Source organism: Psychrobacter sp. T6-1 (assembly GCF_052258445.1).
Map to the genome: position 1 here is coordinate 1 of NZ_JBQQFC010000025.1, position 19,749 is coordinate 19,749.

General features: G+C 44.9%; 19 protein-coding genes. 16 read left to right on the forward strand and 3 right to left on the reverse strand.

From position 1 onward, the window contains the following. From ACTXGO_RS03100 to ACTXGO_RS03145, 10 genes are all read left to right on the forward strand, one after another. Window positions 1-252, forward strand: a 252-nt coding sequence (locus ACTXGO_RS03100; protein ID WP_443573323.1) for a nucleoside-diphosphate kinase, incomplete at its 5' end; no start/stop codon positions are given. Window positions 253-533: 281 nt separating this feature from the next. Next, window positions 534-1,769 (forward strand): dual-specificity RNA methyltransferase RlmN, encoded by a 1,236-nt coding sequence (gene rlmN, locus ACTXGO_RS03105; protein ID WP_443573324.1) that lies wholly within the window; start codon window positions 534-536, stop codon window positions 1,767-1,769. Between the two features lie 295 nt (window positions 1,770-2,064). Beyond that, window positions 2,065-2,889: a type IV pilus biogenesis/stability protein PilW gene (gene pilW, locus ACTXGO_RS03110; protein WP_443573336.1), complete on the forward strand. Its 825-nt coding sequence runs from the start codon at window positions 2,065-2,067 to the stop codon at window positions 2,887-2,889. Continuing rightward, a complete protein-coding gene (locus ACTXGO_RS03115) occupies window positions 2,886-3,701 on the forward strand; it encodes a helix-turn-helix domain-containing protein (RefSeq protein WP_443573325.1) in 816 nt (271 codons plus the stop codon). The genes pilW and ACTXGO_RS03115 overlap by 4 nt, the downstream gene beginning before the upstream one ends. A 73-nt stretch (window positions 3,702-3,774) precedes the next feature. Beyond that, window positions 3,775-4,890 (forward strand): flavodoxin-dependent (E)-4-hydroxy-3-methylbut-2-enyl-diphosphate synthase, encoded by a 1,116-nt coding sequence (gene ispG / locus ACTXGO_RS03120; protein WP_443573326.1) that lies wholly within the window; start codon window positions 3,775-3,777, stop codon window positions 4,888-4,890. 91 nt (window positions 4,891-4,981) lie between these two features. Continuing rightward, window positions 4,982-6,262 carry a histidine--tRNA ligase gene (gene hisS / locus ACTXGO_RS03125; RefSeq protein ID WP_443573327.1) on the forward strand — a complete coding sequence of 427 codons (1,281 nt, stop codon included), beginning with the start codon at window positions 4,982-4,984 and terminating at the stop codon, window positions 6,260-6,262. 79 nt (window positions 6,263-6,341) lie between these two features. Further along, window positions 6,342-7,148, forward strand: a complete 807-nt coding sequence (locus ACTXGO_RS03130; protein WP_317199948.1) for a YfgM family protein — start codon at window positions 6,342-6,344, stop codon at window positions 7,146-7,148. A 48-nt stretch (window positions 7,149-7,196) separates the two neighbouring features. Beyond that, window positions 7,197-8,390 carry an outer membrane protein assembly factor BamB gene (gene bamB, locus ACTXGO_RS03135; protein WP_443573328.1) on the forward strand — a complete coding sequence of 398 codons (1,194 nt, stop codon included), beginning with the start codon at window positions 7,197-7,199 and terminating at the stop codon, window positions 8,388-8,390. 163 nt (window positions 8,391-8,553) lie between these two features. After that, window positions 8,554-9,969 (forward strand): ribosome biogenesis GTPase Der, encoded by a 1,416-nt coding sequence (der, locus tag ACTXGO_RS03140; RefSeq protein ID WP_317199950.1) that lies wholly within the window; start codon window positions 8,554-8,556, stop codon window positions 9,967-9,969. Window positions 9,970-10,125: 156 nt separating this feature from the next. Beyond that, window positions 10,126-12,036, forward strand: coding sequence for a sensor histidine kinase (locus ACTXGO_RS03145; protein WP_443573330.1), 1,911 nt, complete (start codon window positions 10,126-10,128; stop codon window positions 12,034-12,036). 104 nt (window positions 12,037-12,140) lie between these two features. Here the strand turns inward: ACTXGO_RS03145 and ACTXGO_RS03150 are convergent, their stop codons facing one another. Together ACTXGO_RS03150 and ACTXGO_RS03155 are read right to left on the reverse strand one after the other, a co-directional pair. After that, window positions 12,141-13,304 (reverse strand): D-alanyl-D-alanine carboxypeptidase family protein, encoded by a 1,164-nt coding sequence (locus tag ACTXGO_RS03150; protein WP_317199952.1) that lies wholly within the window; start codon window positions 13,302-13,304, stop codon window positions 12,141-12,143. Window positions 13,305-13,620: 316 nt separating this feature from the next. Further along, the gene (locus tag ACTXGO_RS03155) at window positions 13,621-14,016 is read right to left on the reverse strand and encodes an MCR_0457 family protein (RefSeq protein WP_435950580.1); all 396 of its coding nucleotides are present in this window, start codon (window positions 14,014-14,016) and stop codon (window positions 13,621-13,623) included. A 626-nt stretch (window positions 14,017-14,642) separates the two neighbouring features. On the opposite strand from ACTXGO_RS03155, the gene surE reads away from it, so the two are divergent. From surE to ACTXGO_RS03185, 6 genes are all read left to right on the forward strand, one after another. Further along, a complete protein-coding gene (gene surE / locus ACTXGO_RS03160) occupies window positions 14,643-15,428 on the forward strand; it encodes a 5'/3'-nucleotidase SurE (protein ID WP_443541429.1) in 786 nt (261 codons plus the stop codon). Window positions 15,429-15,509: 81 nt separating this feature from the next. Continuing rightward, on the forward strand, window positions 15,510-16,307 hold the full coding sequence (locus tag ACTXGO_RS03165; RefSeq protein ID WP_443541430.1) for a LysM peptidoglycan-binding domain-containing M23 family metallopeptidase: 798 nt from the start codon (window positions 15,510-15,512) through the stop codon (window positions 16,305-16,307). A 22-nt stretch (window positions 16,308-16,329) separates the two neighbouring features. Next, the gene (locus ACTXGO_RS03170; RefSeq protein ID WP_443573332.1) at window positions 16,330-17,640 is read left to right on the forward strand and encodes a lytic murein transglycosylase; all 1,311 of its coding nucleotides are present in this window, start codon (window positions 16,330-16,332) and stop codon (window positions 17,638-17,640) included. 114 nt (window positions 17,641-17,754) lie between these two features. Then, complete coding sequence (locus ACTXGO_RS03175) at window positions 17,755-18,291, forward strand: cytochrome b (RefSeq protein WP_443541432.1); 537 nt, start codon at window positions 17,755-17,757, stop codon at window positions 18,289-18,291. 79 nt (window positions 18,292-18,370) lie between these two features. Next, entirely contained in the window at window positions 18,371-18,802 is a 432-nt protein-coding gene (locus ACTXGO_RS03180; protein WP_317199958.1) for a PACE efflux transporter, read from the forward strand. Window positions 18,803-18,816: 14 nt separating this feature from the next. Further along, on the forward strand, window positions 18,817-19,104 hold the full coding sequence (locus ACTXGO_RS03185; protein WP_435950591.1) for a DUF4031 domain-containing protein: 288 nt from the start codon (window positions 18,817-18,819) through the stop codon (window positions 19,102-19,104). A gap of 325 nt (window positions 19,105-19,429) precedes the next feature. Here the strand turns inward: ACTXGO_RS03185 and ACTXGO_RS03190 are convergent. After that, the coding region (locus tag ACTXGO_RS03190; protein WP_443573334.1) for a DUF302 domain-containing protein at window positions 19,430-19,749 on the reverse strand (320 nt) is incomplete at its 5' end.

Genomic DNA, 19,749 nt, shown 5'->3' on the forward strand with positions numbered 1-19,749 from the left:
AACGATCTAAAATCATTCATGATGTCAGGTCCAGTACTCGTATCAGTACTAGAAGGCGAAAACGCTATCGCTCGTCATCGTGAAATCATGGGCGCAACCAACCCAAAAGATGCGGAAAAAGGCACTATCCGTGCTGATTTTGCTAGCAGCATCGATGAAAACGCGGTACATGGTTCAGATTCAGCAGAATCTGCTCAGCGCGAAATCAGCTACTTCTTCAACGATGATGAAGTCTGTGCGCGTACCCGTTAATTTGTATCGCTGGTAACCACTAAAGCGATATAGAATATTTAAACGGCTTATATCTTATGGGTATAAGCCGTTTTAGCGCTTTGTTGTTGAAATTAGCGACCATTTGCCTCATCATCTGTATTTACATAGCGTTATCAATCCCTTATCAGCATGTTCTATTATCCAATACAAAAAGCACGCTCATAACGGATTGCTTATGCCGCATTTCTAGCATGATGATTTATATACTTGCATCTCAATACTTGCGCCGCTTATGAGTGGGTGCAAAAAAGGTATTTATTATGTCAACGATTCAAACCATTCAAGCGCCGACTCAGCATGTCCCTGCCAAGACTACAAGTATCAAGCTAGTAGACGAAGCAAAAGCCAAGACCAATCTACTTGGTATGACGCAAGCGCAACTGGCCGAGTACTTCAAGAGTATAGGCGAGAAGCCGTTTCGCGCCACCCAAGTCATTAAATGGATCTATCAGCACGGTGTCACTGACTTCGATCAGATGACCAATCTAAGTAAATCCTTACGTGATAAATTATCACAAAATGCCTGCGTGACGCCGCCAAAGGTAATTCATCGTCAGTACAGTAACGATGGCACGCGTAAATGGGTGTTTGAAGTCACAGGCGGCTCTTTGGTTGAGACCGTATTGATACCGGCAGATGACAGTAAAGAAAACGGCCGCAAAACCTTATGTATATCCTCACAAGTGGGCTGCGCGCTGGACTGTAGTTTTTGTAGCACCGGCAAACAAGGCTTTGAGCGTGATTTGAGTGCCGCTGAGATATTAGGTCAGTTGTGGGTCGCTAATGCCTCTTATATGACTGATGACAATGACAGCTTAAAGCATGTCGATCATAGTTTGTGGGAGAACAACGTCACTAACGTGGTGATGATGGGCATGGGCGAGCCGCTCCTCAACTACACCCCTGTGGTTAGCTCTATGGAGCTGATGCTCAGTGATCATGGCTATGGCTTATCCAAGCGCCGCGTGACCTTATCAACCTCAGGCGTGGTGCCCAAGATGTATGAGCTGGCACAAGATATCGATGTGGCGCTCGCTATATCCCTGCATGCGCCAAATGACGAGCTACGTAATGAGCTGGTACCTATTAATAAAAAGTACCCGCTTGAGCAATTGATGGCCGCTGCTCGCAACTATGTCTATGAGGTCAATCCACGCCACAAAAAACATGTGACGATAGAGTATGTCATGTTAGATGGCGTCAACGACAGTAACGAGCACGCGCGGGAATTAGTCGCTTTACTGGGTGATCTGCCTAGTAAAATAAATCTGATTCCGTTTAATCCGTTCCCACATGCCAATTACGACAAATCAAGTAATAATCGCATTCATGCCTTTAGCAATATTTTAAGCGAAGCTGGTTTTGTCTGTACTATACGTCAGACGCGTGGCGATGATATTGACGCCGCTTGTGGTCAATTGGTCGGACAGGTGGCTGATCGTACTCGGCGCTCAGCGGCGTGGCAACAAAGTATTAAAGATAGAGAAGAGAGCTGAGGCTAGTAAGTTGTCTTTTTATGACAGTATAATATTCACTTGGCAAAGTAAATTGTACTTATAGACTGCAAATCTATTAAACTGATGCTGCACCGTTTCACAGTGTTGACAATCACCAAAGATCTTATCGCGTTAGAGTGCCTAAGCTGCACGCGATAACTAAGGTGAAAAACCTGTTTTGAATAATCGTTTAATGGTAGCTTTAATGATGCTTAAATACTTATATCAGCCCAAATGCTCTTTTTTAACTCATAAAAGTACACACTGTAGACAAAGCTTTGCGACTTATAAATTGGTGACGGCAAGTGTCGTTCTCTTATCTATGGCAGGGTGTCAGAGCAGTCAAAATACAGACTTGCTCGGTGGTACGCGTTATCAGACCACAACGCAGGCAAGCGATAATCGTAGTGTCGATAAGCAGGAAGTGGCGCGCGTTCGTACCACGCTTGCTGCGCAATATATCCGAAAAAATGAGCTGGATACCGCGCAGCGACAACTCGAAAAAGCTTTTGCTGCCGATAGCAGGTACGCGCCTGCCTATGATATGATGGGCGTTTTGTTACAGCAAGAAGGCAGCCGCATAAATTTGCAAAAGGCGGATCAGTATTTTAAAAAGGCGATCACCTTAGATCCTGATTTTGTGCAGGCGCGTAACAACTACGGTGTTTATTTATCACAGATGGATCGCTATAAGGAAGCCGCTGAGCAGTTTGAGATTGCAGGCGCGACTCTCGGTTACGAAGGCCGGATCGGCGCGCTTGAAAATTTGGGGCGCACCTACCTTCAGCTCAATGATAATCCAGCTGCAGCAAAAGCATTTTTGCGCGCACTAGACGGTAACCGTAGTAGTATTATTGCCCATATCGAGCTGGTTGATCTGCTCCTTGAGCAGCAGCGCGTACAGCAAGCACAACGACTCTATGATGAAACTTTAATATTGGTGCAAGGGCAAGGCGTAAGTCCACGACTTATGCTTCAAGGCATCAAACTTGCTGACGCACAAAACCAGATATCAACGCGCCAGCAATTAGCGCAGCAACTTCTATCCGCTTATCCACTCAGCGATGAAGCAAAACAACTTAAGAATTGGCTTAATAACCCAGAGGCTCCATGGAAATGACCACCCCTTCATCACATCAATCATCTGGCGCTCAGGGATCATTCGGTGCTATGTTGCAGCAGGCGCGAGCATCAAAGCAGATCAGTTTAGACGAGGCTGCTAGCGAGCTATTTATATTAAAGCGTCACCTGCAAGCATTGGAGAATGAGAACTTCTCTGATTTGCCGCAGGTTGCTTTTGCGCGTGGTTTTGCGATTAATTATGCTAAGTTCTTAGATTTGGATCCAATCAAAGTCGCAGATAGTTTTGATGCCGCTTACCCTAACGAGCTCAAACAGCACTCGATCAACAATATCGACTCGCCACTTAGACCTATGGGTACTTTGCAGCGCGATACGCACAATCGTATCCGTTTTAATCCTATGCTTGTTATCGCTGTGATTGCTCTAATTATCCTAGCGATATTCTTGTATCGTATGGTGAGCAATGCTACCAGCGATAACGCTCAAGAGCCAACGCCGCTATCAGAGGATATTTCAGCCGCTGAGCAGACTCAAGGCGCTGCAATCGATAACCAAGATACGGTTGGCGCTTCAGGATCGGCGCTTAATTTAGGTGAGCCTACGACTAATGCTCGCTTGCCACTTGTGGTCAGTATTACCGATCCAGTCGTCGTCAATATTACAGACGCTGCAGGCAGTAGCCTTATGACAGGTGATCAGACTGCGGGTACTTATGAGCTTTTAGGCGCGCCACCTTTGAACGTCAATATCAGTGATACCGCGGGTGTTAGCATGACGTTTAATCAAGAGCCAGTTGCTATGGATGAGTATGCAGCGGGCGACCAAGCCAGCTTTATCTTAAATCCATAAGCTTATAAGCTTAAATAAAACGCCAAGCTTAGCGGTATCAATCGATTGCGATTTTTAAATAAAGGATGTTTATATGTCTATGCCTACACCTATTAACCGTCGTCAAACCAAAAAAATCTATGTTGGCGATGTGGCAATCGGTGGCGACGCGCCCATTAGTGTACAAAGTATGACCAATACTGACACCTGCGATGTTGCGGCTACCGTTGCTCAGATTGAGCGCTGCGTTGAGGCTGGGGCTGATATGATGCGCGTATCGACGCCGACGATGGATACGGTCGAAGCCTTTGGCAAGATTCGCAAATTAGTTAGTGTGCCGCTAATTGCCGACGTACATTTTGATCATAAAATTGCTTTAGCAGTAGCAGAGGCGGGCGCTGATTGCTTGCGTATTAACCCAGGTAATATCGGTAGCGATGCCAAGGTACGTGAAGTAGTCGCTTGTGCTCGTCATCATAATATTCCGATTCGTATTGGTGTCAACGCAGGCTCGCTCGAAAAAGACATTCAGCGCAAATACACCGAGCCGACTGGGGAAGCGATGCTTGAGTCGGCCATACGTCATATCGATATCTTAGATCGTCTAAACTTTGATCAATACAAAGTCTCAGTCAAAGCCAGTAATGTATTTTTGACGATGGATGCGTATCGCCTGATATCTGCGCAGATTGATAATCCGCTGCATTTGGGCGTGACTGAAGCGGGCGTCTATCGTACTGGCGCGGTCAAGTCAGCTATTGCATTAGGCGGTTTACTACTTGATGGTATTGGCGATACGATTCGTATATCGCTCGCCGCAGAGCCTGAAGAAGAAATTAAGATAGGTTTTGATATTCTAAAGTCCCTTAATATTCGCTCAAATGGCGTTAACTTTATTGCTTGTCCAAGCTGCTCGCGCCAAGAGTTTGATGTGATTAGAGTCATGACTGCCCTTGAGTCGCGTTTAGAGGATATACGCGAGCCGATGAATTTATCGGTTATAGGCTGCAAGGTTAACGGCCCAGGTGAAGCTAAAGAGGCGGATATAGGAATTGTAGGTGCAGCGCCCAAATCTTTAGTCTACCGCATGGGCGAGAAGAGTCATCTGATTGATACCACCAACTTAGTTGATGAAATCGAAACGATGGTGCGTGAGCATGCTGATAAGCTTGCCAAAGCACGCGAAAATGAGATTATCAGAGTCGGATAAGCAGTTGAGTAGCTTAAAAACTAGCACTAAATAGTCTAGCACTAAATAATAATGATAAAGTACAAGTGATTCTTAGGGATATAAAGGCACCATGATAAAAGCGATCAAAGGGTTTAACGATATCTTGCCAGAACAAGCGGCAAAATGGCTACGTTTAGAGAAAATACTAGCAGAAGTACTCGCTAGATATGGTTATGAACATATCCGTTTGCCTATCGTTGAGCAGACAGATCTGTTTGCAAGAGCGATTGGCGGCGCAACCGATATCGTCGAAAAAGAGATGTATAGCTTCATTGATAAGTCTGAGCCACCAACGCCGCTTACCTTGCGCCCAGAGGGTACGGCAGGTGCGGTACGCGCGGTCATCGAGCATAACTTATTGCGCGGCGATGCACCCAAATTGTGGTACATAGGGCCCATGTTTCGTTATGAGCGTCCGCAAAAAGGCCGCTATCGTCAGTTTCATCAGCTCGGTGTCGAGAGCTTTGGTAGTGCGCTACCTGATGCCGATGCTGAACTGATTGCTATGACTTATCTTATGTGGCAAAAGCTGGGTCTCAAAGACGAGATGCAGCTGCAACTTAATAGTTTAGGCGAGAGTGATGAGCGCCATGCTTATCGTGATGCGCTGGTTAGCTATTTGACTGATAAGCAAGATCAGCTCGACGAAGATAGCAAGCGCCGCTTGAGTACCAATCCACTACGGATATTGGATAGTAAAGAGGCGAGCACGCAGGCTCTCTTAGCGGATGCGCCAAAGCTTGCTGACTTTTTGAGTGATGAAAGCACAGCTCACTTTGAACAAGTCAAAGCTTATTTAGATGAGTTGGGCATTGAGTACGAGATTAACCCGCATTTGGTACGGGGCCTTGACTACTACAACAAAACCGTCTTTGAATGGGTGACTGATAAGCTTGGTAGTCAGGCGACGGTGTGCGCAGGCGGGCGTTATGATGGGTTAATCGGTCAGCTAAAATCTATGAATACTGACAAACCTGCTAAGTCTGAGCCTGGTGTTGGTTTCGCTATGGGTCTGGAGCGTCTGCTTTTATTAATAGAAGCAGTCGCACCTTTTGACGACGTCGCTGCATGTGATGTCTTTGTGGTTGCGCACCCTGATGTCTATAGCGCAGGCGTACGTTTTGCACAAAATCTGCGCTATGATAGAGCGGACTTGCGCATAAAAATGGGCGGGGCAACGAGCCTTAAAGCACAAATGAAGAAAGCGGATAAATCGGGTGCTAGATTGACCGTTATTATCGCACAGCAAGAGCTTGATGAGCAGACCATTAGCATCAAAAATATGCAAACAGGCGAGCAGCAGACGGTCGAGCAGCAGTGGTTATCTAGTACGGATAATTTTTCGATTTAGTGACAATTAAATTTAGCGACAATAGTAAAGCTGCATTTGTACCGCGATACTTTTTTAATAATTTAGTAGGCAGATGATCATGGCATTGAACCCCAATTCACCAAATACCGATAACTCAATGCAGGCTTTGCAAAAGTATGGTGGCAATATTATCACTGTGATTTTGCTCGCATTGGCAGGCTATTTTGGCTGGACGTACTGGCAGAATAACCATGCGCGCGTAGATACCGTTGCCGCAGATCAGTACGCTGATATTCAAAGGCTCAATGAAGAGGTTAATTTGGCGTCGCAAAATCCTGACTTAGAGGCGGATGCTTTGGCCGCGATTGCAGATAGTCGCACTCAGCTTAATCAAAACATTGACACTTTAGTGCAAACTCATGGCGACTCTGTTTATGCTTGGCAAGCGCTGATGATAAAGGCGCGTACGCAAGCTGACAACGATGACTTTAAAGGTGCTAGCGAGACGCTACAAAAGGCATTGGCTATTGATTTGGGTGACGCAGGTCTAAAGGCGATCACTCAATTGCGTTATGCCGAAACCCTACTTGCTATGGGTGATGCCGATAGCGCCTTGTCTGCCGCTAATAACGAGTTCCCAATCTCGTTTGAAGCCAGTCAGCAAGAGTTGTTAGGGGATATCTACTTGGCACAAAATAAGCAAGATGAAGCGATTCAAGCCTACAATAATGCTTGGGAGTTGTTACGAGAGCGTAAGGAAATTCGTGCAGTATTAGCACTGAAAATGGAGAGTTTGGGTGTGGTACCTGATCCTATCACTGAGCAGGCGAGTCTGGTTCAAGCCTCGAGTGCTGCGCCGCAGGCAATCAGTGTCGAACCTGCTTCTTCTGAAGCTCAAAGCGTAGCAATAGAGACAGCACAATAATTTTATATTGCATACTTATTTATCATTTACTCGTAGTGAGAACCTATAATGACTCGATCGATTCGCTCTAAAAGCATGGTCAAAAAGACGGTTATGAATGCGGCAATACTGGCGCTTATGACGACTGCTGTCGTTGGGTGTAACCGCGGTATCAAGCCTGTCGTCAACGATCCGGTAAAACTGGTACAGATTGCGCAGCCTATTAGTGTGCTACAACCTGTCTTTAATGTTGATGTTGGCAACAAAAAGGCAAGCAAAAAGGATCCTTTAAGCTTGCAGGTCGGTTTTGATAATGGTCAGATAGTTACCGCCTCGCGTGGCGGTGATTTACTAGGGTTTGATAGTACTGGTCAACGTCTATGGTCAGTGAATGTCGGTGATGAGATCACAGGCGGCGTGGCGGTAGATGCGTTTAGTCAGACTGCTATTGTTACTACTCGTAATGGTCAGGTTTTCGCCTTTGATAGTACAACAGGTGCCAAGCGTTGGCAGCAGCAATTATCAGGCTCAGTACTCACGCCTGCGCTCATTACCAATAACCGCGTGATACTGTCCGCCAACGACGGGTTTTTGCACGGGTTAGTACTTCAATCAGGTCAGTCGGTTTGGCAGTTTGCAACTCAAGTGCCCGCTATTAGCATTCGAGGTACAGCTGCGCCCACCTTATTAGATGATAAGACTGCACTTTTGGCAACAGCTGATGGTCGTCTGCACGCTATCACCACCGATAGTGGTCTGCCGCAATGGTCACGTCGCATAGGCGTTGGCACAGGCAGTAGTGAAGTTGAGCGTATGAGTGATGTTGATGGCAAGCCTATCGTTGATGGCGATCAGCTTTTTGCAATCAGCTATAGCGGTCAGCTTTTAGGTATCGATTTGGCATCAAAGCAGGTCATGTACATAAATGAGCTTGCTAGCCTAAAGTCGTTAGCGGTGAACAATCAGCAAGTGATTGCGACCAGTTTAGACGGCAAGGTCGTCGCTTATGATCGCAATAGCGGCGAGATGCTATGGGAGAGCAACGAGCTGGCTTATCGCAAACTCACTAACCCTGTGATGATAGGCAACTATATTGCTATTGGTGACTTGGATGGGGTAGTGCATCTATTTAACCCAGCGACTGGTGCTATTGTCAGCCGTGTTCAGACCAAAGGTGCATTGACGACGCTACAGTCTGATAATAATCGTCTACTGGCTCAAAGCACCACAGGTCAAGCCTCTATTTGGCAACTGGCACGTTAATTAGCATTGCTACCTTTTAGTGCTGTTTTTTATTATCATAGGCATTAGGCGCTGCTATTGTGCCTAATGCCTTTATTATTGATCTATTATCGCTTTAAAGCATTATCGCTTTAATCCTGTCCGCTACTGTGTTTACTACCAAGCACACCATAGAGAGTATTGCATGAGTATCAAGCCTGTGGTCGCCTTAATCGGTCGCCCAAACGTCGGTAAATCCACCTTGTTTAACCAGTTTACTAAGAGTCGTCAGGCTTTGGTTGCCGATTTGTCAGGGCTTACTCGTGATCGTCAGTATGGTGATGCCAGATATGAAGATAAGTCCTTTATTGTCGTTGACACAGGCGGCATTGGTGAGGCGGATGATGGCAGCGGCAATATCGATGATTACATGTCTGAGCAGTCGCACACTGCTATACACGAGGCAGATATCATTGTATTCGTCGTGGATGCGCGCGCAGGTTTGATTGGCGCAGATGCTGAGATCGGTAAGTTTTTGCATACCTTAGGCAAACCGGTATATGTCGTTGCCAATAAGGTCGATGGCGCTCATGATTCAGCGCCTGCTGAGTTTTATGCATTAGGACTTGGCGAGCCATATCCAATGGCGGCAAGTCATGGTCGCGGTGTCGGTAATCTACTTGAGGTACTTACTGCTGATATGCCAGAGGATGGGCACGGACAGGAGCCTGATGGCCTAAAGCTTGCTGTGATCGGTCGTCCCAACGTCGGTAAGTCAACGCTGGTCAATCGTCTATTAGGTGAAGATCGCGTTGTGGTATTTGATATGCCAGGTACGACGCGTGATAGTATCTACATTCCTTATCAGCGCGATGGCAAAGACTATGTGTTAATTGATACCGCAGGCGTGCGCCGTCGCGGTAAGATTGATGAAAAGGTAGAGAAGTTCTCTGTTATCAAAACCTTGCAGGCGATTAAGGACTCCAACGTTACGGTCATTGTCATTGATGCTCAAGAGGGTATCGTTGATCAAGATTTGCATATGATTGGCTATGCACTTGACGCAGGCCGCGCCTTAGTCGTTGCAATCAACAAATGGGATGGTCTGACTCCAGATCAAAAAAACTATATCAAGATTGAGATGGATCGCCGTTTTAACTTTATTCCTTATGTCAAAGTGCATCTGATATCTGCGCTTCATGGTACAGGCGTCGGTAATCTATACCCGTCTATTCGCCGCGCTTATGAGTCCTCAATGTTTGAGGTATCGACCAACCGCCTGACGCAAATCTTGCAAGATGCGGTGACTGCAAATCCGCCACCAACCGTTGGTGGTCGTAGAATCAAACTGCGCTATGCTCATATCGGTGGGCACAATCCACCCGTTATTGTTATTCATGGTAATCAAACTGGCTCGCTACCCAAAAGCTATCAGCGCTACTTAGAAAATCAGTTTCGCCAAGTGTTTAAATTAGAGGGCACGCCTTTGAACGTGGTCTTCAAACTCAACGAAAACCCGTACGCTCACAAAAGCAGTACACCGACCAAAGCAAAGGCGCAGCAACTGCTTCAGCGCAAGCAGCGCAAAAAGTTCACTAAAGGCGATAAAAGAGATCGATAGCTCACGTTTTAATGAGCGTTTGCAAAGCTGTAATCGCTTATTTTTTAAACCTATAAAAGGGTGCAATAGCCTTTGTGACTTGGCATAAATACCAGTAGTATGTATGGGAGTATTTAGATTTATAACATTACAGTTGTCTAATGGCAGTGACGCGATATGAAAAACCGTCCACAAAAGACTCTCTCCGCTATTGCTTGGAGCGCTGTTTTACAAGTAACCCTTGTAACTGTGCTGACCGGGTTTTTACTGTCTGTTATTTACGGCCTGGTTTATCACTATAAGCAAAAGCAGCAACACGTTGATCAGTTAGCGGCGCTACTAACCACTAGTGCTTCAACGCCCGCTGGTGCCAATCTAATCGCCGATCAGGTGAGGCTCGTGTTAGCTAATGAGCCAAGTATTGAGAGTATTAGGTTTTATTCGACGACATATTCTATCGCCGATAACGCTCAAGACAAGGGTGATGAGACTCGTAGTGATTGGCAAAATGCACTGTTTTCAAATACTGCTAGCTTTAACTATCCTGTCATCAGTCGTGATGTTAGTAGTAGCACGTTTATTGACGAAGCTCTTGATGCCAGTGCTGATACTGAGAATCAAGACACTGGCAGTTTGGTCGGCTATCTTAATGTTACGCTTGATACAGCCCGTATGCGTAGCAACTGGCTACAAGATAATTTGCTGCTATGGTTGTTCATCGTAGGGCTCAGTCTGACTTGGATCATGTTTATACTGCGTAAAATCAACTGGTTTATCAAAGACGTAGATGCATTAACGGATGTATTCAAACTGGTCATAGAAAATCCAGAGCTCAAGCAACTACCTGTCACCAAGCAGCGCCTTGAGTTTAAGGAGCTTATGCAAGCCAAGCACGCTTTTATCACTTTGTTTGAGCGCTTAAAGAATACGAAGCGCGACTATAAAGAGCTAGCTATATTAGAGCAGCAACTACACAACAAAGATTTGTCTTTAAACCTGCAACGCCACACCTTTCAAAGCATGATCAATCACGAGCTTAAAACTTCACTCAATGCTATCGTAGGCGGCCTACAACTACTCGATAGCCAAGGCTTAAATATCGAACAAAAAGACACTGCTGACATTATCAATAAAGGCGCGCAGCAGCTTGTGATAATGCTTGATCAAATCATGTTACTAAATCAGATTGATAAAGGTCAGATTAGTATCGAGACGCGAGAATTTAATCCGCTAGAGGTTATCGCTGATTTACTCGCTAAGTATGAGCCTATCGCTCAACAAAAAGGGCTGGCGCTTGTCAGTCATATTCATCATATCGATTATGTACTCCAAGGGGACGTCAACAAGATTAAGCAGATGGTATCGACGTTACTAGATAACGCAATAAAATTTACTACAAAAGGTGAGATTAGCCTTCAATCGCAGCTTACTCATTTTGATCGCAGTAATCGCTGGCAGATTGTGATCAAAGATACAGGTATTGGTATTGATGCCGATTATCTAAACGATATTTTTGATCCCTTCTTTCAGGCGGACTCGTCACAGACGCGTCAATACGAAGGCTCTGGTATTGGTCTGACTGTGGTCAGGCAAATGGCGCAGCTCATCGGTGCCACAATAGAGGTTGAGAGTACCCCTAATGTGGGTAGTCAATTCACGCTTACCATTCCTATGAGCAGTCAGCATCATACTCGGCAGCAATCGGTTTTTAGTGAGTTGACGGTTATCTATTACTACTACCGCGAAAAAGGACATCTAGCAGCTACTCTCGAGCGACTAGGGGCTCATGTTCATTATCATCAGTACGAAAAATCTGTTATTGAGCAGATGAGTATTAAAAAGGTAGATATAGTCATGTGCGCTGAAGACGTACAGATAACCAGAGTGATCTCGCTCACTAAATCCATCCGTCAATACGAAAAGGCGCATCGCGCGCTGATTATCTACTGGTATCCGCCGCAGCAAGCGCCGAATTTAGGGAGTTTTGAGCATGGGATCAAGGCTGTCGGCGTCGACTATTGTCACAGCTCAGATATCAATAGCAAAACATTAATGAAACTCATTAAGGAGTGGCTGGCATGGATATAGGACTTCTTATTTAGCACAAAAAAGACTAGCAGCACAAAAAAACTACTGAGCATAAAAAAAGACGCCTGATATTTAGGCGTCTTTTTTTACAACTAAGTCATATATCAAAACAGGTTCTGCGCCCAGCGTACCACATGCTGCCACATCCGGCTTATAAACCCTGACTCCTCGACGGCGCTGGTAGCGATGATAGGTACAGAAGCTACAGCCTTACCATCAATAACCGCCATCATCTTGCCAACTTCTTGGCCTTTGGCGATAGGTGCCTCTAAGCTCTCAGGTATGTCGACGACCGTAGTGATTTTATTTTTTTGTGTCTTGGTGGTCAAGATTTGCAAATTATCAGCAGTCGCCAGCTCAACCTCTTCATTTTCTCCAAACCATACTGGCAGTTTGCTTACAAACTGACCTGAAGGCGCTTTGGTAACGGTTGTAAAGTGGCCATAGCCCCAGTTGAGTAGTTCGCGCGACTGATCCGCACGAGCTTGCGCACTCTCTGTGCCCATAATAACGGAGATCAGGCGCATACCGTCACGGTCGCTAGAAGCTACCAAGCAGTAACCAGCAGCGTTGGTATGTCCTGTCTTTAAACCATCGACTGTCGAATCGGTCGCGAGTAGGGCGTTACGATTGCCTTGAGTAATACCGTTATAAGTAAACTCCTTTTCAGCGTAGATATCATAATACTCACCGCTGTTTTTGATAATAGCGCGCGCAAGTTTGGCCAAATCCATCGCTGAGGCATAATGACCATCATCTGGCATACCCGTTGAATTGACAAAATTGGTGTTTTCCATACCCAGCTTTTGCGCCTGCTCGTTCATCAAAATAGCAAAAGCCGATTCGCTACCAGCGATATGCTCAGCCATTGCTTTTGAGGCGTCATTGCCTGATTGAATGATGATGCCGCGAAGCATATCGATCACGCTTGCTGTTTTGTTGACAGGGACATACATGCAAGATTGGCTACTACTACCGCGGCACCAAGCGTTTTCGCTCATCAATACTTGGTCATCTTCACTCAAATCATTTGAGGCTAAGCGTTGCTCGATGATGTAACTGGTCATCATTTTGGTCAAGGATGCTGGTGGCAGAGGTTGATTGGCATTCTTTTGTGCCAAAATCTCGCCTGTATTGTAGTCCATCAATACATAAGCAGTATTGTCCATTTCAGGAGTTTGAATGGCGGCGCCTGCCATGACCGCGCTCATAGAAGCGCTTGCAACCATAAGCTGGATGAGCTGTTTTTTTACCTGCTTTACTATCATAAATTGTTACACCGCATCAAAAAACCAAATGTATCTACCGCATAGCTAAGGATATAAACGTATGTTTGGTAACCTTTATACCGAGCCTCAAAACTCATAATTGACAGATGAGCACAGTATATTGCCTAAGCGATAGACATAAAAAAATAACGCCTTATAGTAGCAAAATGCCCAGCGATGGGGAATTGTTAAATGCAACTAAATAAGACCGGGGGAGATTGTTAAGATAATAAAAAACTTGCAATCACTTATCGCCAAAGGCTATAAATCATCGCAAGTCGTATGAGACATTGTCTGTTGCAACCAGTACTACCCGTTAGATAGCCGCGTTAGCCAAGTCCTCGCATAGCGCTTTGTTTTCTTGTCTAGAGAATCCCATAGTCCAGCTACGAATGCCTTGCAAGATTTGGCGATAATCTTGCTGAGTAGACAAGTACTGGATAGCCGCTTTTGGATCCTCTAATGACGGCATCAATTCGTGAAGCTGTACATTATAAGACTTATAAAAACGCTGTTTTTGTTTGCCATTGAGCATCGGCGGGCATATCTCTGAGAGCACTTGCATGACAGCTATTTCATGCTTAGTGATGTTCATACCAGACATATCTAAAGGGATCGTTGTAGAGTTATCTGCTGCAGTTGTTACTGAAGAGAGCAAGAATGCAGACGCTATGGCGCTAGCAAAACCGACTTTGGAGGCGGCTTGTTTCATAGTAAAAGCTGTAGACAATATCGATTGATTCTTCATTCAGTATTACGCTCGCTTATCATTATTTGATGGTCATATGGTAATAGTTATAAAAATAAAAGTCACATGAATTCTTCGTCTATGTGTAGATATATTGTGAGCTTAGCCCGTGTTTCAGCAACATAGCAGAGCTATGAGCAGACAAGTTACGTCAAGATAAAGCAAAGGGTAAATAATGTTGTTAATTATTGCTTATTGTAACGCATTGGCATATTTTTTAGGGCACTGGTTTTGATAAATAGACTGACAAAACAAAACCTTAGACGTTAAGTGAATAGGGCAGACAGAGTATAACGCTAAATGCAGGCACTGGTGTACAAAGATTAATTTAATATTATTCACTATTATATAAGGCAGCTTTGAGCAATTTATCTCTTATTTAGTTTTATCACTGTCTGTTTGCAGGCAGCACTTGAGATATACAAGTACTAGTTAAGAGGTGTCAATCACCTAGAGCTTTAAGCATTTTGGCATTGAACAACAAATACAGTGTGTACAAAGGATATGATAATCCTATATCATCAAAACCCCAAAATTTAGCAAATCATGATGACTTTTATAGCGTCATCTACTATAGAAAAAGAGTATTAATGAGATTTTTAATTAGTAATGATGATGGCGTATATGCACCTGGATTGGCAGCTTTGTACAGGGCTTTATCTGGCATTGGAGAAGTGGTCGTCGTCGCACCAAATACTGAGCAGAGCGGTACAGCTAGTGCGTTAACTATTACGCGTCCCTTACATACTCACATTCTGCCATCTGGCTTTATCGCTGTAAATGGCTCGCCTGCTGATTGTATTCATTTAGCACTGCACAATCTTTATCAGGGCGTAGCATTCGATTGCGTCGTAACGGGAATCAATTCAGGAGCAAATCTGGGACAAGACGTTCTATATTCAGGTACCTTTGGCGCCGCTCTTACCGCGCAGCTTTTTGGTATTCCAGCTATTGCAACCTCCTTAGTTGGCGGCGCTCATAAAATATCAGACCAAGATCAAAGTTATGATAGGGCAGCAAACGAGATCGTCAAATTATTAACTCAAACATCGATAATAGATACCTGTAAAAGTTTGCCCTATCATGTATTAAACGTTAATATTCCTAATGTAAAAAGTGCTGATGATATTCAAGGTCGCAAAATCACGCGCCTAGGTCATAGCCAGATTGCACAGCCTGTGTATCATATGGTTGATCCACGCGGACGTGATGCTTACTGGTTGTCTTTACGCAAAGATAACGCACAGAATCAAGATCAAGCATCGGCTGATACAGATATACAAGCAGTTGCAGCAGGCTACATTAGTCTGTCACCAGTTAGGCTACACCATACTCCAAAAGCGGCGCTCAAACAGTTGCAGGCGCTAGATATATAAAATAATAATTTAAACCAGATACTAGCTTTACCATAAATAAGTCACACTACGACAAGTCACACTACAAATAGGATATCTTGTATGAAAAAGCTTACGATGAGATCGCAATTAGCGACGGCAACCTTGCTCGGAGCAATGACAGTGGCGATGGTTGGCTGCGCAACTAAGCCTGCTTATCAGCCGACCAATCTAAGCGGTCCCAAAATCATTACCAACGCTCAAGGTGTGCCTAATTATCATCTAGTCAAGCGCGGCGATACCGTCAGTCAAATCGCTTCTCGCTATCGGCTGAACTATCGCCAAATCGGTTCGCTAAATGGTTTAGATAGTAAATATACTATCTATAGCGGTCAATGGCTTAAACTGTGGGATGGCGGCTCGGCGCCTGCTGCCAACAACAGCTACAACACGTCAGTCCGTCAGACGCCGCAGCCACAGCCTACCTACACGCCGCCTGTCACCAGTGCACCTGTCACTCAAAGTCCAGTATATAACGCAACGGCCAACTCGGCGACAAATTATGGCTATCCAACGAGCAATCAGGTGATTCGCAACTTTGATGCTCAATCAGGCAACATGGGTATGTGGTTTGCCGGTCAAGAAGGCGATCCTGTCGTAGCGAGTCAATCAGGTACGGTACTGTACTCTGGTAATGGACTGCCTGAATATGGCAACCTGATTATGATACGTCATAGTGACAACTATATTACCGCTTACGCCCATAACAGTCAGTTGCTGGTCAAAGAAGGCGATCAAGTACAGCGTGGTCAGCGTATTGCCAATATGGGCCGCAGTGGTCAAACCGATCAAGTCGCCTTAGAGTTTCAGGTGCGCTTAAATGGTAACCCTATTGATCCACGTGCGGTACTAGCGCGCTAATTCCTAATATGAGAGTTGTATCATGCTAAAAAAACAATACGCCGCTTTGCTTCCCGCGCTTTTTTTTGTCGGCTGTACCAGTCAGCAAGCCATGCAGCAGCCAAGCAAAACGGTGCCAGTACGCCAAGGCAAAGTAGAGATTACTCAGCAGCAGACGATTACTGTAAAACCGACACCTGCGCCAGTTATCACGCCCAAACCGCAACCTGTTAAGCCTAGCTATCAGAGTTTTTCAGACTGGAAATCTGATTTTTCTATGCGCGCGCTATCATCAGGCTATAGCAGTTATGATGTGCAGCGCTTGCTTGCGTCTGCGAATTTAAATCAGCAAGTTATCTCACTCGATTCAGGTCAGCCTGAGTTCTCAAAAATGCCTTGGGAATACGTTGATTCTGCGGTATCAGAAGGTCGCGTGAGTACTGGCAAGCGTAAGTTCTCTGAACAGCGCGGATTTTTATCACAGTTAGAGTCCAGGTATGGCGTCGATGCTGAAATCATCGCCGCGATCTGGGGTATGGAATCCTCCTACGGCGTTGTCACTGGCAATAGCTATATTCCAAGCTCGCTTGCTAGTCTTGCCTACGATGGTCGCCGCCAAGAGTTCGCCGAAAACCAGTTGTTAGCCCTTATAACCTTGCTACAACGCGGTGATGTGTCTTGGTCGCAGCTCGATGGCTCGTGGGCAGGCGGCATGGGACAGACGCAGTTTATCCCTGATACATGGCTCAAGTATGGCGTTGATGGTGATAATAACGGTAGCCGTAATCCATGGGCGACAGGGGACGCGCTAGCATCGACTGCCAATTATCTCAATAATTCAGGTTGGGTGCGTGGTTTGGCGCCTTTTTATGAAGCAACTATTCCTGCCTCTTTTGATTACTCCTTAGTCGGTACCAAACAATCTGCTGCCAGATGGGCATCGATGGGTATTGATACGCTTGAGGATGTCACTTTGGATGCCAATACTCAGATGGAGCTGTGGCTGCCTGCTGGTAAAGATGGTCCTGTCCTACTGCTTAGCCCTAATTTTGATGTTATCAAGGTATACAACAACTCTTCAAGCTACGCGCTTGGGGTGAGTTTGCTTGGCAAAGACATCGCGGGCAAAAGCGGTCTACAAAAATCATGGCCACGTTACGAGCGTCCACTCTCTACGGTGCAAGTGACCAATTTGCAGCGCCGTTTAACCAGTTCTGGCTACGACACCAAGGGTACTGACGGCATTGTCGGTACCAACACTCGTAATGCGTTTCAGCGCTGGCAGGCGGACAACGGTCAGACGCCAGATGGTTTTATCACGCAGCGCAGCGCGTCGTCATTAGCGTCTTGGTGAAGTGATCTGCTAACGCCATTTTTCAGCAGTGATTATTGGCGCAAGCTTACAGTAAAATTTTAGTTCAAGAAATATAGTTTTTCCGAGAGTGTTTTATAACCCAATAGGTAAGATATGAGCCCAGTTCAACCTACTACAACCCATGTCAATAAATGGTCTGCGATCAGTCGCCTTTTTCACTGGGTCAGCGCATTGCTGCTGCTCGTCACTTGGGTTATGATTTTTACCTATGAGAATACGGACAACTCGTTCTACATTGGCCTGCATAAAGCCTTTGGCGTTAGCTTATTGTTTTGGATGATAGCGCGAGTAATTAGCCGCGTATTTACCAAAGCGCCGCCGCCTGTCCCTATGCCTAAATGGCAAGAGATGATCTCTAAGCTTAGTCACTTTATGCTCTATGCGTTACTGATTGCGATGCCTATGGCAGGGCTGCTAATGTCAGTCTACGGCGGGCGTGCGGTAAGTATGTTTGGGCTGTTTGATATTCCTGTATTTGTCACCCCTGATCGCGGTTTGGCACGGTTTTTTAATGATGTGCATACTGATATTATTTGGAATCTAATATTAGTATTTACCGCCTTGCATATTGCAGCCGCGCTTTATCATCAGTTTGTCAAAAAAGATAAGCTCATTAATCGTATGCTGTAATGCACCTTTAGGTCTATAAAGTGCATAGCGTTTAGACACTATTGAAGCTTGCGGCTTAAATGAATAACAAAGAGCTTTTATGCGCACGACCAAAGATCGTATTCGCCACGCCTTGAGCTTTGAGATTATTGGGCTGCTTATTTTTGCACCATTAGCGAGCTTAGTGTTTGGTTTTAAGCTTGAGCTGATGGGCGTCATTGCTATTGCAGGCTCCATAGTCGCCACTGTCTGGAATTATTTTTATAATATTTTATTCGATAAAGCAATGCTTAGATTACGCGGCAGTGTCCACAAGACCGTAGCATTACGAGTCGGACATGCGGTACTGTTTGAGGGTGGTCTGCTGGTATTATTCTTACCGCTAATCGCATGGTACCTACAGATTAGCTTGTGGGAAGCCTTTGTTATGGATATAGCGATGGCGACCTTTTATCTCGTATATGCGTTTGTCTTTAATTGGGCTTATGACAAGGTATTTCCGATTCCTCAGCATGCTCAGGGTACGCAATAAAAAGGACAGTCAATATGGCGATATACGTCGATTTTATGCAGATAGAATTTAAAGGCTATAAATGGTGCCATATGCTGGCAGATACTTTGCAAGAGTTGCATGAATTTGCCGCACTGATTGAAGTGGATAAACGCTTATTTCACCGTAATGCCAGTTATCCGCACTATGATGTTACGGTGCAAATGCGCTTAACTGCTATCGAAAACGGTGCTATTCCTGCCGATAGAAAGAAAATTATTGAATGTGCAAAGAAGTTGAAAGTAGAGTTACATGAGCAAATAGCACAATCTGAGAACTCCTAATAAGTTAATTTTCTAAAACATGAAAAAGGTGGGTTATGCTTTTGCATCCCACCTTTTTATTTGTTTAGATTCTTACCTAAAGCTTATAACATTCCCAAAAATTAGAGTAGCAAGGAAAACGAGTGCAAGTATAGTCGATGTACTATAAAGTAAATACAGCGCTACTGGGATGAATTTTGCGCAGCCTCTGTGAACGCAGCACGCAAGTAAAATTTATACCAGTAGCGCGTTTGAAGTTATAACCTTTTTACTTCCAACTGACTATTCTACATTTATAATATGCTAAGCGAGTTTGACGCCGCTAATTGCATTTTTGGGTTTGGTATTACTTTGCAATAGCGGCTTTACTAACACCATCAAGGGCTTTTGCAATATTCCCTAATTGGGTATCACAACCTTTTATATTATGGCGGTCTTTGAGATATTCAGGATTGTTGTACGATAACCAAACTTTTTTATCAGCATCTTCACTGATGAGGATTTTTTGCGGCAAATCAATAGCGACGCTTTGCTCGCAATTCATCAATGGTGTACCGGCTTTAGGATTACCAAACATAATCACTTGTGTGGGTCTTAATGTTAAATCAACACCTTGCGCATTTTTCTGATGATCGACGCGCGCAAACACCTTCATGCCTTTACTTT